Raw genomic sequence first — 15,260 nt, forward strand, 5'->3', positions numbered from 1 at the left:
AGCGCCGCTTGCCTGGCCTCCCGGAAATGACGACGGCGCCGTTTCGCGGCGCCGCCTTGCATTACTGCGTTTCGTGCTCTTCGGGGGTGCGCACGTAGACGCGCAGCAGTTCCTCGTCGTCGCCCGGGCGAGCGCCCGTCCAGAACAGTTTCCAGTCGCTGCCCGGCGCCGGATCGACTGCCCGCACGCCCTGGACGATCATCCACGTGCAGCGTGTCGTCTTCGCGTCGTCGATCGGCGTGTGCTGGATACCGGAGAAGTAATACAGCATCGGCGCTTCCGATTCCCCGAGCCCGTGCAGGCTCGCCATGCAGTCGCCGTCGCTCCATTCGAGGGCGATATGCGCATTCAGGTCGTCGAATACCGACCGGTAACTCTTCGCGACGTCGAGCCACGGCAGCAACAGCGTATACACGAGGCCCCACGCAACCAGCGCACCCGCGCCCCACGACAGCGCGCCGCGCCACAGGCCGGTCGTGCGCAGCTTCGGCAGCAGCCACAGCCAGCCGACCGTCAGCACGAGCGCGCCGACCACGAGCCCGGGCACGATCGGCATCGTCCAGTCGAGCGGCAGCCATCGGCCGAGCGGCGCGAGGCCTGCACGCGATGCACCCGGATCGGCCATCACTGCCCAGATCCCCCACGCGAGCGCGACGACGGTGCCGAACAGCAGGCGGCTCAGATAATCCCATGCAAGATGCAGCCCGCGCGGCAGGCGCTCGATCGCCTGTGCGGCAACCAGCGCGAGCGGCGCGAAGAACGGCAGGATGTAGAGCTGGCGCGAGGTCGCGGACACTTGCAGCACCGCGAGGCCAATCCCGGCGAACAGGACGGGCAGCGCGATGCGCGGCGTGCGCCACTCGCGCCATGCGCCGCGTGCCAGCGCGACGATCGCGAGCGGCGCGACCGGGAAGCCGAGCAGCAGGAACGCACGCAGGATGAAGAACGGCTTGTCGTTTTCCGCGCCGAGTTCCGGCACCGAGAAACCGAAGAAGCGGCCGACGTTGTTGTCCCAGAACCAGGTCATGAACAGCGTCTCGGAACGTAGGAACAGCGCGGTCGGCCAGATGAGCGCGAACGGCGCGAACACGAGCGCGGCGACGCCGAGCGAGCGCGCGAACGCACGTGTACGGCAGGCAGGGTAGAGCATCAGCGCGCCCGTGAGCGTGGCCGCGAACACGAGCGGCACGAACAGACCCTTTGCCATCAGCGCGATGCCGACGCCCGCGCCGAAGATCGGCGCGGCCCAGCGGCCGGACGGCCGCACCGGCAGCCCATGCCGCATCCGGCGCGCGCGCGCGACATGCTGCATCACGAGCTCGAGCAGGCCGCAGAAGCCCATCGCGGTGCCCGCGAACAGCGCGACGTCCGTCATCATGTCGTGCACGTGCTTGACGACGACGAGCGTGCTCGCGCTCAGCACGACGGGGCCGATCACGCGCAGGTCGAGCCAGCTGTCGGCCCGGCTGGCACTGCGTGCCGCGCGTGCGATGAAGCCGAACGCGAGCGCTGCGAACAGCGCGCTCGCGAGCCGTGCCGCGTCGTGCAGTGGCATCACCCGCTGCAGCAGCCACGCGAGGCTCGTCGCGACCCACGCGTAAAGCGGCGGCTTTTCCATGAACGGCTGGCCGGCGTTGGTCGGCACGACGAAGTCGCCCGTCTCGAGCATGTGCTGGATGATGCCGAAGGTATAGGTTTCGTCCTGCTTCCACGGATCGTGGCCGAGCACGCCCGGCAGCATGTACGCGCAGACCAGCGCGGCAACCAGCAGCCAGACGCGCCAGCCGAGCCGGACGATGCGATCGCCGGCCGCATCCGTCGCGGCGGTGCCGGCCACGGCAGGCGTGCCGGCGGCATGGAGCGTCGCGCTGAGGTCGGGGTCGGCGGCTGATCGGGCGTGCGTGGCCGAAGCGGGCACGGACGTGCGTCGCCGGCGGCCGGGCGCTGCGGTTCCTGGCATGGAAAAGATCTCGGTCGGGTCAAGCTGGTCCGGCGACATGGGCCGGACCCAGTAAGGGTCGCATCAAGGCGAGATGACAGCCGGATGACCGGCTGTTTTTGGCTTGGCGCTAGTAAAGCACGGAACTGTTACGGATGTTTACTGAAATGGTCACGATATTGTGGAGATTTGTGGTGTCGTGACCACGGACCGCTTCAGCCGGTCGGTTTTTCCGCCTTCTGGGGCGCGATTACCGGCCGCCGCCGACGTCGAGCAGGGCGCCCGTCGTGTATGACGCCGTGTCGCCGAGCAGCCAGACGATCGCTTCCGCGATCTCTTGGGCCTCGCCCGCACGGCCGAGCGGGGTCTGCGCGCCGAGGCGTGCCGCGCGGCCCGGCTGGCCGCCGCTCGCATGGATATCCGTCTCGATGAGGCCGGGCCGCACCGCGTTGACGCGCACGCCGTGCGGCCCGAGTTCCTTCGCGAGGCCGATCGTCAGCGAATCGACCGCGCCCTTCGAGCCCGCGTAGTCGACGTACTCGTTCGGCGAACCGAGTCGCGACGCGATCGACGACACGTTGACGATCGCGCCGCCGTGCCCGCCGCGATCGGTGGACAGCCGGCGCGCGGCTTCGCGCGCGCACAGGTAGGCGCCGAGCACGTTGGTATCGAACATCCGCCGCAGCCGGTCGACCGGCATGTCGGCGAGCGGCATCGACGGCGCGACGATCCCTGCATTGTTGACGAGCGCGTCGAAGCGACCGAACGCCGCCGCCACGGTGTCGAACATCGCGATGACGTCCGCTTCGTTCGCGACGTCGCCGGCCACGACGCACGCGCGAGCGCCGGCGTCGCGAACGGCTTGCGCGGTCAGTTCGGCTGCCGCCGCGTCGCGTGCGTAGTTGATGCCGACGTCCCAGCCGCGCTCGGCCGCGAGCACGGCGGTCGCGCGGCCGATGCCGCGGCTCGCGCCGGTGATGAGGACGGCCTTGCGCTCGGACGACGGTGCGGGCATCGCGTGCGGTTCCCGATAAACGTTACTTGGCTGCGTCCGGCGCCCACTTGTCGCGGACGGGCGGCTGGTAGCGGCGCAGCTGTTCGATCAGCGCGACCGGTTCGGCGTCGATGCACAACGCGTCGAAGTAAGTCGGGCGCATGAAGCCTTCGTCGACCGTATGGCGCAGCAGCGCGATCAGCGGATCGTAGAACGAATCGATGTTGTACAGCGCGACGGGCTTGCGGTGATAGCCGAGCTGCGCCCAGGTATAGACCTCGAAGAATTCCTCGAGCGTGCCGGCGCCGCCGGGCATCGCGACGAACGCATCCGCGAGGTCGGCCATCATCTTCTTGCGGTGGTGCATGTCGGGCACGACGTGCAGCTCGGACAGCCCGGTGTGGCCGACTTCCTTGTCGACCAGCAACTCGGGGATCACACCGACCACATGGCCGCCGGCCGCCATCACTTCATCGGCGATCACGCCCATCAGGCCGACGCGGCCGCCGCCGTAGACGAGCGTGAGGCCCGCATCGACGAGCGCGCGGCCGAACGCGCGCGCGGCGTCCGCATAGACGGGCCGCACGCCGGACGACGAGCCGCAGTAAACACAGACTGCCTTCATTGTTTCGTATCCTTCGCGGCGGGCTTGGCGGCGACCGGGCTGCCCGCCGGACGCGGCGAACCGTCGCGCGGCGGCAGGTAGTCGGTGAACTGGCGCTTGGGCAGCTTGCCGGAGACGAGATCGTCGAACAGCTGGCGCGAACGGCCGCGCAGGTACGGGGCCATGACCGAGATCACATGCATGCTCACCTGGTGCAGCTCTTCGCGGATCGCGTCCTGGTCGTTGTATTTGCGCGGGTGCATCACGTACTGATACGACAGCCAGTACGTCGAGATCACGGCCATGTTGGTGGCGATGACCTCGATCTCGGCGGGCGTCGCGACCATTTCGGCGTCGGACACGAGCAGCTCGCACATGTCGTGCGCGAAGCGCACCTTGTGGCTGATGATCTGCTTGAAGTGCGTCTCGAGCGTGCGGTTGCGCGCGAGCAAGTCGTTGAGGTCGCGATACAGGAACCGGTAGGTCCACATGAAGTCGGCCATGTACTGCAGGTACGACCAGGTTTCGTCGATCGTCGGACGGTGATCTTCGGGAAAGCGCAGCCGTCGTTCGATCTGCTGCTCGAACTGCGCGAAGATGCTGTTGATGATGTCGTCCTTGTTGCGGAAATGGTAGTACAGGTTGCCTGGACTGATTTCCATTTCCTCGGCGATCGTCGTGGTCGTGACGTTCGGCTCGCCGATCTCGTTGAAGAGTTTCAACGACAACTCGAGAATCCGTTCGCGGGTGCGGCGGGGAGGTTTCGCTTCCATGTCGTCCGGCCCTGTGTGTGCCGGACTGGCGGGCGCTGCAATCGATGCTGCGAGATTCGTCCGGCGCGGGTTGCTGTTCTAAGTCTAGCGGACGATTATAAACCGCTGTTTCCTGACAACGGGCGCATTTCGTGATCGCGGCGCGTTCCCCGCGCATGGTGCACCGCCGCACGGCGGCGATGCCGCGGATGCCGCTAGAAGCCGAGCCAGCGTGCGATCACCGGGCCGAGCACGAAGCCCCACGTCGTCACGCACGCGAACAGCGCGACCGTGACCGCCGCGCTGCCGAGATCCTTCGCGCGCTTCGACAATTCGTGGCGCTCGAGCGAGATGCGATCGATCGCGGCCTCGACGCTCGAGTTCAGCAGCTCGACGATCAGCACGAGCAGCACCGACGCGATCAGCAGCGCGCGCGATGCGGCGGGGACCGGCGAGAACGCACCGATCGGCAGCATCAGCGCGGCGAGCGTGAGCTCCTGGCGAAACGCGCTCTCCTCGCGGATCGCGACGCGAAACCCGTTCAGCGAATGCTTGAGCGCGTACCACGCACGCGTGATGCCGCGGTGGCGCTTGTACGGGTTCGGCGGCAGCGGCGCGAGCCGATCGTCGGGGCCGAGCGGCTCGTGCGGGTGCACGTCCGCGTCGGCGTGCGGCTCTTCTTCGTCGAACGGACGATGTGGTTGCGCCGTCGTGGCAGGGGGCGGGGTCTTGTCGTTCAGGTCTCGTTTCAAACGGCGGCACCTTCGGCGGGCGAGTACGCAGTCTTCGGCAGCGGTTTCAGATGCGACGCGAACTGCTCGGAAGCCGCGCGCCACGAAAAGCGCTCGGCCCACGCGCGGGCAGTCTCGCGTTCGATCTTCAGCGCCTCGAGGCAGGCTTCCTGCAGGTCTTCGTGCATCGCGCCGGCGTCGCCCCCGCCGAGCACGTCGATCGGGCCCGTGACCGGGTACGCGGCGACCGGCGTGCCACACGCGAGCGCCTCCAGCAGCACGAGGCCGAACGTGTCGGTGCGACTCGGGAACACGAACACGTCGGCCGCAGCATACACCTTGGCGAGCTCGGCTTGCGACAGCACGCCGAGATAGTTCGCTTCCGGATAGCGCGATTTCAGCTCGGCGAGCGCCGGACCTTCGCCCGCGACCCACTTCGAGCCGGGAAGGTCGAGGCGCAGGAATGCCTCGACGTTCTTCTCGATCGCGACGCGGCCCACGTACAGGAAGATCGGCCGCGCGGTATTGAGCACCTTCGACTCCATCGGCCGGAAGATGTCGAGGTCGACGCCGCGCGTCCACAGCACGACGTTCGTGAAGCCGAACTTCTCGAGGTCTTGCTTCACGACCGGGGTCGGCGCCATCACCGCGAGCGACGGCCCGTGGAACCAGTGCAGGAACTTGTAGGTCGCCGACAGCGGAATGCCGAAGCGCGCCTGCACGTATTCAGGAAAGCGCGTGTGGTACGCGGTCGTGTACGGCAGCTTGCGTGCGCGCGCATAGCGTCGCGCGGCGAGGCCGAGCGGGCCTTCGGTCGCGATGTGCAGCGCGTCGGGTGCGAACGCATCGATCCGGGCGCGCAGCTTGCGGTACGGCAGAATCGACAGGCGGATCTCGGGGTAGGTCGGGCAGGGCACCGTGCGGAATTCCAGCGGCGTCAGCATTTCGACCCGGTGGCCGAGCGCGGTGAGTTCGCGGGAGGTGCTCTTCAGCGTGCGCACGACGCCGTTGACCTGTGGTTCCCACGCGTCGGTGACGATCATGATCTTCATCGCGGCATGTGTCCTGTAAGTGGAGTTGTGTCAGGCGGTGGCCTTGGCCTTGCGCGACGGGGCAGCGGACGGCGCGGTGCGCATCGCCGTCCAGTAGACGATCTTCAGTTCGCCTTCCATCGTTTCGACGAGCGCGGACAGGCTTTCGACCCAGTCGCCGTCGTTGCAGTACAGCACGCCGTCGATGTCGCGGATCTCCGCCTTGTGGATGTGCCCGCACACGACGCCGTCGCAGCCGCGGCGGCGCGCTTCGTCGGTCATCACGGTCTCGAACTGCGAGATGAAGTTCACCGCGTTCTTCACCTGATGCTTCAGGTACTGCGACAGCGACCAGTACTGGAAGCCCAGCCGGCTGCGGATCCGGTTGAACCAGCGGTTCAGCACGAGGATCAGCGTGTAGAGCGTGTCGCCGAGATACGCGAGCCATTTCGCGTGCTGGATCACGCCGTCGAACAGGTCGCCGTGGACAATCCACAGGCGCTTGCCCGCGAGCGTCGTGTGAAATGCCTCGCCCCGCACCTGGATGTCACCGAACGCGAGGTCGCAGAACTGCCGCGCGCCTTCGTCGTGGTTGCCCGGAATGTAGACCACCTGCGTGCCCTTGCGCGCCTTGCGCAAGACCTTCTGCACGACGTCGTTGTGCGCCTGCGGCCAGTACCAGCCCTTCTTCAGCTGCCAGCCGTCGATGATGTCGCCGACGAGGTACAGGTATTCCGAATCGTTGTGGCGCAGGAAGTCGAGCAGGTACGGCGCCTGGCATCCGCTCGAGCCGAGATGGATGTCGGACAGCCAGATCGTGCGGTAGCGATGGGCGGACGGCTCGGGGTCGTCGTGCTGCCTGGCGTGCGCGGCCGTCGGCTCGTTCGACGAAAGGGCATCGGTTGCGGCCGAGCCGGACAGGAAGGCGGTGACGGCGCGGGCGCCGAGGGGTTGACGGAACAGGGAGGTCGCGGACGTTTTCTGGCCCATGCATGACTCGCGCCGGTTGACATTACCGGCATTGCGCCATGCGGGCGTGACCATGCCGTGACAGTCACGAGACGTTCTTATTACTGTCGTTCCGCCATGTTTAGCAGTGAATGCGGCGGCGTTGCGCAATCTGCCGAACCGACCGCCTTTGCGATGATCGGGCACGCCGAGCGGGGTGGCTGTGACGGTGCCTTCAAGGGATTTCGTCTGACGGATGCGCCGACGCGCGGAACCGGTCGCGCTCGCGCGGATCGCGCGAGCGCGTCAGCGCGGAATCGCGACGACGCGCGTGCGGGCGATGCGGTCGTGCGGGAATTGACGATCGGCGTGCAGGCGGGCGGCGCTGGCCCATGCGACGATCCACGCGGCAGCCAGCGCGAGCGTGACGGGCACCGACAGGCCGAGGAGCGGATGCAGCGCGAGCGGCGGCAGGAACCACAGCCACCCGAGCGCGTAGCGGACGAGCGCATGGCCGGTGTTCAGCGGCTGGCCGCTGGACGATTCGAGCCGCAGCCGCCAGGTCTTCATCGGCAGCGTCTGGCCGCCGTGGGTCCAGAACCAGACGAAGTACCCGCCGACGACGAGCGCGATCCACGCGGCGAGGAGGTTGTGATGAACGAGGCCGTTGCGCTGCTGCGTCGCGAGGCTGAATGCGAGGCCGGCGAAGAACACGATGCCGAACAGCAGCACGGCTTCGTACAGCATCGCGGCGAGGCGCCGCCGCACGGACGGCACGGCGAAGACGGCCGGGGCCTGGGGTGCGGGGGCGCTCGCCACGTCGGGTCAGGAACCCTTGAACATCGACGGCGCGTCGGCCGGCGAGACTGGCGTGACGGTCGCGGGTGCGGTGCCGGACGTGGATGATGCCGCCACGGGCGGTGTGCCGGCGCCGGCCGTAGCGGGCGCCGATGCCGGCGCGGCGTTGCTCGCCGGATGCTCGTGCGAATTGACGAGGCGGCGCACATCGCGGTCGGCGACCGTCGGCGGCGCGCTGACGACGCTCGGTCGGCGACGGCGCTCGGTCGCGGCCAGGCGCTCCTTCTGTTCCTCGGGAAGTTGCTGGTAGGCCTTCCACGCACGCTCGCGCGCCTGCGCGGACAGCTCCTTCGCGCTCTGGTAATTCTCACGCGCGACGCGGCGCTGCTCGGGCGTCATCCGCACCCACTCGGACATCCTGTCCTGCAGGTGCTTCTGCTCATCGGGCGTCAATTTCGCGAAACGTGATGCGATCTTCAGCCATTTGCGCTTGCGAGCGTCGCTGAAGCCGTCCCACTGGTCGGCGAACGGCGCGAGTGCCGAGCGTTGCGCAGGCGTCAGGCGCGCCCACGACAGCGGGCCGTTGGCGGCCGGCAGCGGCAGGGGCAGCGGGGCGAGTTCGGTGGTCAGCCCGGCGGCGGCCGAGGTCGGCGCGGGCGCGCTGCTGGCCGCCGCGGAGACCGTCGCGGCGGGCGGGTTGAATCGGGAATAGGTGGCGACGTAGGAAACGGCGATCGCGATCACGCATCCGAAAAATACGGCCAGGCCGCGTTTCTGACTCACCCGTGCGATCCCCTCGTTATTCTCTGTTAGCGTGCGTGCGAAAGATACGCGTTGAACCCGTGATCGAGATACGCGTTGAGCGGCAGGTCGTCGCTGAGCATCGCCGCGTCGATGTCGGCGAGTTCGGCGGTGCGCTGCATGTCTTCCCAGTACGCGATGCCGACGAGCCCCGCGAGCAGCAGCGCGAGCGGCCAGGCGCGCAGCAGGCGGCGCGCGAACGACGTCTGCGGGCGACTCGCGGGCGGCGTGCCGTATGCGGCGGCGGCACCGGCGAAGGCGGGCACGAACACCGGCGCGGTCGCGGGTTCCGGCTTCTTGCGCGCGAGCGCGGCCCCGCGCGCGGCGGCCAGACGGTCAGTGGTCGCGGCAGGCAGCGCCGCGGCACGTTCGTCCAGCGCGCGGCGGACCTTCAGCGCGAATTCGTATTCTCGATTTACGGGAGCGGAGCTCATAGCGTGATTCCTTTGGCCTTGAGCGCTTGCGCCAGGGTGTGGGTGGCTCGCGAGCAGTGCGTCTTGACGCTGCCTTCGGAGCACCCCATTGCGGCGGCAGTCTCGGCGACATCCATATCTTCCCAATAACGCATCAGGAACGCTTCCCGTTGACGCGTCGGAAGTTTCTGGATTTCTGCGTCGATCAGGGCCAGAACCTGCTCCCGCTCGAGGCGGTGCTCGGTGCTCTCGACGCCCGCGTTGTCGTCCGCGGACTCGAGCGTTTCCAGCGGATCGAAGTCCTCGTCGTCCGTGTTGTTGAGCGACGAAAAGAGCGTGACCCAGGTATTGCGGACCTTTTGCCGGCGGAACCAGTCATGGATCGCGTTCTGCAGGATCCGCTGGAACAGCAGCGGCAGCTCGGCCGCCGGCCGGTCGCCGTACTTCTCCGCCAGCTTGATCATCGCGTCCTGCACGATGTCGAGCGACGCATCGTCGTCGCGCACGGCGTACGCAGCCTGCTTGAACGCGCGCCTTTCGACGCCCGCCAGAAAGTCGGCGAGTTCCTTGTCTGATGCCATTCCGTAAAGGTATGCGCTGCGGACTGCGGCGTGTGAAAGGTCGAAAAATTTCGTAAAACCCGCGGATGCTAACAAATTTTCGCGCGACTTGGCACCGGTGACGGCTCGGTACGTTGCGCGCGAGCAGCGTCCGCGGGCCGCCGGGCGGGGCGTATGATGCGCTGCGGGATATTTTGCTTGACGACCCAATCATGACCCGCTATCGTCAACGATTCGCAACATGAAGTGATGGTCTCATTTGAGGCTGGCCCAAGAAGCCCGCCCTTCAAACTGGACGCGCCGCTTGAACCCGAGCCACAAGCCCGGCAGAGAGCACCCGATCAATTTTTTGCCGAAAATTCGAAAGGTCAAAATGAACATGCCCAGCGCGGAATTCTCCACGTCGGAACCCCTTTCCCCTCCCGATAGCGACTCCATCGGCGCCACCGTGCTCATGAAAGCACTGGCCGACGAGAACGTCGAATTCATCTGGGGCTATCCCGGCGGCTCGGTACTCTACATCTACGACGAGCTTTACAAGCAGGACAAGATTCAGCACGTGCTGGTGCGCCACGAACAGGCGGCCGTGCACGCAGCCGATGCGTATGCGCGTTCCACCGGCAACGTCGGCGTCTGTCTCGTGACGTCCGGCCCCGGTGTCACCAATGCGGTGACCGGCATTGCAACGGCCTACATGGATTCGATCCCGATGGTCGTGATCAGCGGCCAGGTGCCGACTGCCGCGATCGGCCAGGACGCGTTCCAGGAATGCGATACGGTCGGCATCACGCGTCCGTGCGTGAAGCACAACTTCCTCGTGAAGGACGTGCGCGACCTCGCGGAAACCGTCAAGAAGGCGTTCTACATCGCCCGCACCGGCCGTCCGGGCCCGGTGCTGATCGACATCCCGAAGGACATCTCGAAGACGCCGTGCCAGTACGAGCCGGTCAAGAGCGTGTCGCTGCGCTCGTACAACCCCGTCACGAAGGGCCATTCGGGCCAGATCCGCAAGGCCGTGTCGCTGCTGCTGTCGGCAAAGCGTCCCTATATCTACACGGGCGGCGGCATCATCCTGGCCGACGCGGCGCGCGAACTGAACCAGTTCGCCGACCTGCTCGGCTACCCGGTCACGAACACGCTGATGGGCCTCGGCGGCTATCGCGCATCGGACAAGAAATTCCTCGGCATGCTCGGCATGCACGGCACGTACGAAGCGAACATGGCGATGCAGCACTGCGACGTGCTGATCGCGATCGGCGCCCGCTTCGACGACCGCGTGATCGGCGACCCGGCGCACTTCGCGTCGCGTCCGCGCAAGATCATCCACATCGACATCGACCCGTCGTCGATCTCGAAGCGTGTGAAGGTCGACATCCCGATCGTCGGCGACGTGAAGGAAGTGCTGAAGGAGCTGATCGAGCAACTGCAGACGGCCGAGCATGGCCCCGACACCGAGGCGCTCGCGCAATGGTGGAAGGACATCGAGGACTGGCGCTCGAAGGACTGCCTGAAGTTCGACCGCGAAAGCGAGATCATCAAGCCGCAGTACGTGGTGGAGAAGGCGTGGGAGCTGACGGACGGCAACGCGTTCGTGTGCTCGGACGTCGGCCAGCACCAGATGTGGGCGGCGCAGTTCTACCGTTTCAACAAGCCGCGTCGCTGGATCAATTCCGGCGGCCTCGGCACGATGGGCTTCGGCCTGCCGGCAGCGATGGGCGTCAAGATGGCGCACCCGGACGACGACGTGCTGTGCATCACGGGCGAAGGCTCGATCCAGATGTGCATCCAGGAACTGTCGACCTGCCTGCAGTACGACACGCCCGTGAAGATCATTTCGCTGAACAACCGCTATCTCGGCATGGTCCGCCAGTGGCAGCAGATCGAATACAGCAAGCGCTATTCGCATTCGTACATGGATGCGCTGCCCGATTTCGTGAAGCTCGCCGAAGCGTACGGCCATGTCGGCATGCGGATCGAAAAGACCTCGGATGTGGAGCCGGCGCTGAAGGAAGCGCTGCGCCTGAAGGACCGCACCGTGTTTCTCGACTTCCAGACCGATCCGACCGAAAACGTCTGGCCGATGGTACAGGCCGGCAAGGGCATCACCGAGATGCTGCTCGGATCGGAAGATCTGTAACGGCGCGACGCGCGCCAGGGCCGAGGCGGCCGCCTTCACGAAGGGCGGTGCTGCACCGGGCGGCGCGCGGCGCGAGTGAATCGACACGGACACATTCTGGAAGAAGCGAACATGAGACACATCATTTCCGTCCTGCTGGAAAACGAACCGGGCGCGCTGTCGCGCGTGGTCGGTCTGTTTTCCGCACGCGGCTACAACATCGAAACCTTGACGGTGGCGCCGACCGAAGACCAATCGCTGTCGCGGCTGACCATCGTTTCCATTGGCTCTGACGACGTGATCGAACAGATCACGAAGCATCTGAACCGCCTGATCGAGGTGGTGAAAGTGGTGGACCTGACCGACGGTGCACACATCGAACGTGAGCTGATGCTGATCAAGGTACGAGCAGTGGGCAAGGAGCGCGAAGAAATGAAGCGGATGTCGGATATTTTCCGCGGCCGCATCATCGACGTGACCGAAAAGACCTACACGATCGAATTGACGGGCGCGAGCGACAAGCTCGACGCATTCATCCAGGGGCTGGACGCGACCGCGATCCTAGAGACCGTGCGCACCGGCAGCTCCGGCATCGGACGCGGCGAGCGCATCCTGAAGGTGTGATGCCAGACAGGCACGCCGGGTGCGCCGTCATGTCCCGGCCCGCAGTACTCCATCTGAACGAATTGTTGAATTTTTGAATTGGCGAAGGAACCATCATGAACGTTTTCTACGATAAAGACGCTGACCTCTCCCTCATCAAGGGCAAGCAAGTCACGATCATCGGCTACGGCTCGCAAGGCCATGCACACGCACTGAACCTGAAGGACAGCGGCGTGAACGTGACGGTCGGCCTTCGCAAGGGCGGCGCGTCGTGGAGCAAGGCCGAAAACGCAGGCCTGTCGGTCAAGGAAGTCGCGGAAGCGGTCAAGGGCGCGGACGTCGTCATGATGCTGCTGCCGGACGAGCAGATCGCCGACGTGTACGCGAAGGAAGTGCACGCAAACATCAAGCAGGGCGCCGCACTGGCATTCGCACACGGCTTCAACGTCCACTACGGCCAGGTGATCCCGCGCGCCGACCTCGACGTGATCATGATCGCGCCGAAGGCACCGGGCCACACCGTGCGCGGCACGTACTCGCAGGGCGGCGGCGTGCCGCACCTGATCGCGGTTGCGCAGAACAAGTCGGGCGCGGCACGCGACATCGCGCTGTCGTATGCGGCAGCGAACGGTGGCGGCCGTGCCGGCATCATCGAGACGAACTTCCGTGAAGAGACCGAAACCGACCTGTTCGGCGAGCAGGCCGTGCTGTGCGGCGGTACCGTCGAGCTGATCAAGGCAGGTTTCGAGACGCTGGTCGAAGCGGGCTACGCGCCGGAAATGGCGTACTTCGAGTGCCTGCACGAACTGAAGCTGATCGTCGACCTGATCTACGAAGGCGGCATCGCGAACATGAACTACTCGATCTCGAACAACGCCGAGTACGGCGAGTACGTGACGGGCCCGCGCGTCGTCACGGAAGAGACGAAGAAGGCGATGAAGCAGTGCCTGACCGACATCCAGACGGGCGAATACGCGAAGAGCTTCATTCTCGAGAACAAGGCAGGTGCGCCGACGCTGCAGTCGCGCCGCCGCCTGACGGCCGAGCACCAGATCGAGCAGGTCGGCTCGAAGCTGCGCGCGATGATGCCGTGGATCGCTAAGAACAAGCTCGTCGACCAGACGAAGAACTAAGCACCACGTGCTGTTCCGGCCCTTCGAGTGGAGGGTCGGTATCAAAAAGCCGTCCGAAGGCAGCAGTGCCCCGGGCGGCTTTTGCTATCCTACGGGCTTTGCAATTCACCGAACACCGAACGAACCCATGAACTATCCTCATCCGATCATCGCGCGCGAAGGCTGGCCGTTCATCGCGATTGCAGCCGTCATCGCGTTGTTGATCCACGCCGTCGGGGGCTTCGGCTTCGCGTGGCCGTTCTGGCTGCTGCTCGTCTTCGTCGTCCAGTTCTTCCGCGATCCGCAGCGCCCGATCCCGGCGCAGCCGAACGCGGTGCTGTGCCCGGCGGACGGCCGCATCGTCGCGGTCGAGACCACCCAGGATCCGTACGCGAATCGCGAAGCGCTGAAGATCAGCGTGTTCATGAATGTCTTCAACGTCCATTCGCAGCGTTCGCCGGTCGACGGCGCGGTCACCAAGGTCGAATACTTCCCGGGCGCGTTCCTGAACGCGGCGATCGACAAGGCGTCGACCGAGAACGAGCGCAATGCGGTCGTGATCCAGACGGCGAGCGGCAAGACCGTCACCGCCGTGCAGATCGCAGGCCTCGTCGCCCGCCGGATCCTGTGCTACGTGCGTGCCGGCGAACCGCTGTCGCGCGGTCAGCGCTACGGTTTCATCCGCTTCGGTTCGCGCGTCGACGTGTACCTGCCGCTCGGCAGCCGCGCGAAGGTGTCGATCGGCGAGAAGGTCTACGCGTCGTCGACGATCCTCGCCGAGCTCGAACAGTAAGCGGCGGGACGCACGATGGCCGCATTCAAACCGCGTCGTCCGCGCAACGGCTCCGGCCAGACGCCACGCCCGTTCCGCCGCAACAAGGTGATGGCGCCGGATCAGGCGCCCATCGAGAGCCGCCGCGCCGCGCGCCAGCGGTTCCTGAAGACGCGCGGCATCTACCTGCTGCCGAACGCGTTCACGACCGCTGCGCTGTTCTGCGGGTTCTTCGCGGTCGTGCAGGCGATGAACGTGCGCTTCGAGATCGCCGCGATCGCGATCTTCGTCGCGATGGTGCTCGACGGGATGGACGGACGAGTCGCACGGATGACGCATACCCAAAGCGCGTTCGGCGAACAGTTCGACAGCCTGTCGGACATGGTGTCGTTCGGCGTCGCGCCGGCGCTCGTGATGTACGAGTGGGTGCTGAAGGATCTTGGCCGCTGGGGCTGGCTCGCTGCATTCGTCTACTGTTCTGGCGCCGCGCTGCGTCTCGCGCGCTTCAACACGAACATCGGCGTCGTCGACAAGCGCTTCTTCCAGGGGCTGCCGAGCCCGGCCGCCGCCGCGCTGATCGCCGGCTTCGTCTGGCTCGCGACCGACAACCGCGTGCCGATGAAGCTCGGCTGGCTGCCCTGGGTGGCGTTTGTACTGACGATCTATGCAGGCGTGACGATGGTGTCGAACGCGCCGTTCTACAGCGGCAAGGCGCTCGACGTACGGCACCGCGTGCCGTTCGCGGCGATCCTGCTGGTCGTCGTCGCGTTCGTGCTCGTGTCGTCCGATCCGCCGTTGATGCTGTTCTGCCTGTTCGTGCTGTACGGGCTGTCCGGCTACGTGTTTTGGGCCTACATGGCCGTGCGCGGACGGGCGAACCCCGCGCGCTCGTCGCAGCGCGATCACTGACGCGCAACCTGCCCGGCAACGGCGGCCACGAGGCCGCCGTTTTCATTTGCCCCTTTTTCGCGCGGCGCGGTCTGGCATCCCGGGTGCCGTCCGATTGCGCACCCAGCGGAATGCCGCTATAGTCTTCGGCATGACTGCATTTTCCCGCCTCTCCCTCCTTCTAGCCGGTGCGCCGCT

General features: G+C 66.2%; 16 protein-coding genes. 5 read left to right on the forward strand and 11 right to left on the reverse strand.

Translation table 11 applies throughout. The features are described 5' to 3' along the window. Positions 1-61: 61 nt before the first annotated feature. The 11 genes from DIE11_RS21250 to DIE11_RS21300 all read right to left on the reverse strand — a co-directional run bounded on the left by DIE11_RS21250 (position 62) and on the right by DIE11_RS21300 (position 9,592). Positions 62-1,960, reverse strand: coding sequence for a glycosyltransferase family 39 protein (locus tag DIE11_RS21250; protein ID WP_124626851.1), 1,899 nt, complete (start codon positions 1,958-1,960; stop codon positions 62-64). Positions 1,961-2,189: 229 nt separating this feature from the next. Further along, the gene (locus DIE11_RS21255; RefSeq protein WP_124626853.1) at positions 2,190-2,954 is read right to left on the reverse strand and encodes an SDR family oxidoreductase; all 765 of its coding nucleotides are present in this window, start codon (positions 2,952-2,954) and stop codon (positions 2,190-2,192) included. Positions 2,955-2,976: 22 nt separating this feature from the next. Further along, on the reverse strand, positions 2,977-3,558 hold the full coding sequence (locus DIE11_RS21260) for a TIGR00730 family Rossman fold protein (protein ID WP_059600411.1): 582 nt from the start codon (positions 3,556-3,558) through the stop codon (positions 2,977-2,979). After that, a complete protein-coding gene (locus DIE11_RS21265; RefSeq protein WP_059600412.1) occupies positions 3,555-4,310 on the reverse strand; it encodes a TetR/AcrR family transcriptional regulator in 756 nt (251 codons plus the stop codon). Before DIE11_RS21265 ends, DIE11_RS21260 begins: the two co-directional genes overlap by 4 nt. A gap of 194 nt (positions 4,311-4,504) precedes the next feature. Then, positions 4,505-5,041: a diacylglycerol kinase gene (locus tag DIE11_RS21270; protein ID WP_059600413.1), complete on the reverse strand. Its 537-nt coding sequence runs from the start codon at positions 5,039-5,041 to the stop codon at positions 4,505-4,507. After that, a complete protein-coding gene (locus DIE11_RS21275) occupies positions 5,038-6,072 on the reverse strand; it encodes a glycosyltransferase family 1 protein (protein ID WP_059533238.1) in 1,035 nt (344 codons plus the stop codon). The genes DIE11_RS21270 and DIE11_RS21275 overlap by 4 nt, the downstream gene beginning before the upstream one ends. A gap of 30 nt (positions 6,073-6,102) precedes the next feature. Next, a complete protein-coding gene (locus DIE11_RS21280) occupies positions 6,103-7,041 on the reverse strand; it encodes a UDP-2,3-diacylglucosamine diphosphatase (RefSeq protein WP_124626855.1) in 939 nt (312 codons plus the stop codon). A gap of 264 nt (positions 7,042-7,305) precedes the next feature. Beyond that, positions 7,306-7,746, reverse strand: a complete 441-nt coding sequence (locus DIE11_RS21285; protein ID WP_409364579.1) for an RDD family protein — start codon at positions 7,744-7,746, stop codon at positions 7,306-7,308. Between the two features lie 78 nt (positions 7,747-7,824). After that, on the reverse strand, positions 7,825-8,580 hold the full coding sequence (locus tag DIE11_RS21290; RefSeq protein WP_124626859.1) for a DUF3106 domain-containing protein: 756 nt from the start codon (positions 8,578-8,580) through the stop codon (positions 7,825-7,827). 26 nt (positions 8,581-8,606) lie between these two features. Further along, complete coding sequence (locus DIE11_RS21295) at positions 8,607-9,032, reverse strand: DUF3619 family protein (protein ID WP_124626861.1); 426 nt, start codon at positions 9,030-9,032, stop codon at positions 8,607-8,609. Beyond that, positions 9,029-9,592, reverse strand: a complete 564-nt coding sequence (locus tag DIE11_RS21300) for an RNA polymerase sigma factor (protein ID WP_124626863.1) — start codon at positions 9,590-9,592, stop codon at positions 9,029-9,031. Before DIE11_RS21300 ends, DIE11_RS21295 begins: the two co-directional genes overlap by 4 nt. A 352-nt stretch (positions 9,593-9,944) precedes the next feature. Between DIE11_RS21300 and DIE11_RS21305 the strand changes: the two genes are divergently transcribed. From DIE11_RS21305 to pssA, 5 genes are all read left to right on the forward strand, one after another. Beyond that, on the forward strand, positions 9,945-11,708 hold the full coding sequence (locus DIE11_RS21305) for an acetolactate synthase 3 catalytic subunit (RefSeq protein ID WP_124626865.1): 1,764 nt from the start codon (positions 9,945-9,947) through the stop codon (positions 11,706-11,708). Between the two features lie 111 nt (positions 11,709-11,819). Beyond that, positions 11,820-12,311, forward strand: coding sequence for an acetolactate synthase small subunit (gene ilvN, locus DIE11_RS21310; protein WP_034207977.1), 492 nt, complete (start codon positions 11,820-11,822; stop codon positions 12,309-12,311). 95 nt (positions 12,312-12,406) lie between these two features. Then, positions 12,407-13,423, forward strand: coding sequence for a ketol-acid reductoisomerase (gene ilvC / locus DIE11_RS21315; protein WP_059533228.1), 1,017 nt, complete (start codon positions 12,407-12,409; stop codon positions 13,421-13,423). Positions 13,424-13,550: 127 nt separating this feature from the next. Next, a complete protein-coding gene (locus tag DIE11_RS21320; protein ID WP_059468119.1) occupies positions 13,551-14,195 on the forward strand; it encodes a phosphatidylserine decarboxylase in 645 nt (214 codons plus the stop codon). 15 nt (positions 14,196-14,210) lie between these two features. After that, a complete protein-coding gene (pssA, locus tag DIE11_RS21325) occupies positions 14,211-15,083 on the forward strand; it encodes a CDP-diacylglycerol--serine O-phosphatidyltransferase (protein ID WP_059680589.1) in 873 nt (290 codons plus the stop codon). Positions 15,084-15,260: the final 177 nt, after the last annotated feature.

This window comes from Burkholderia sp. Bp9012 (genome assembly GCF_003853825.1).
Taxonomy (GTDB): Bacteria; Pseudomonadota; Gammaproteobacteria; order Burkholderiales; family Burkholderiaceae; genus Burkholderia; species Burkholderia diffusa.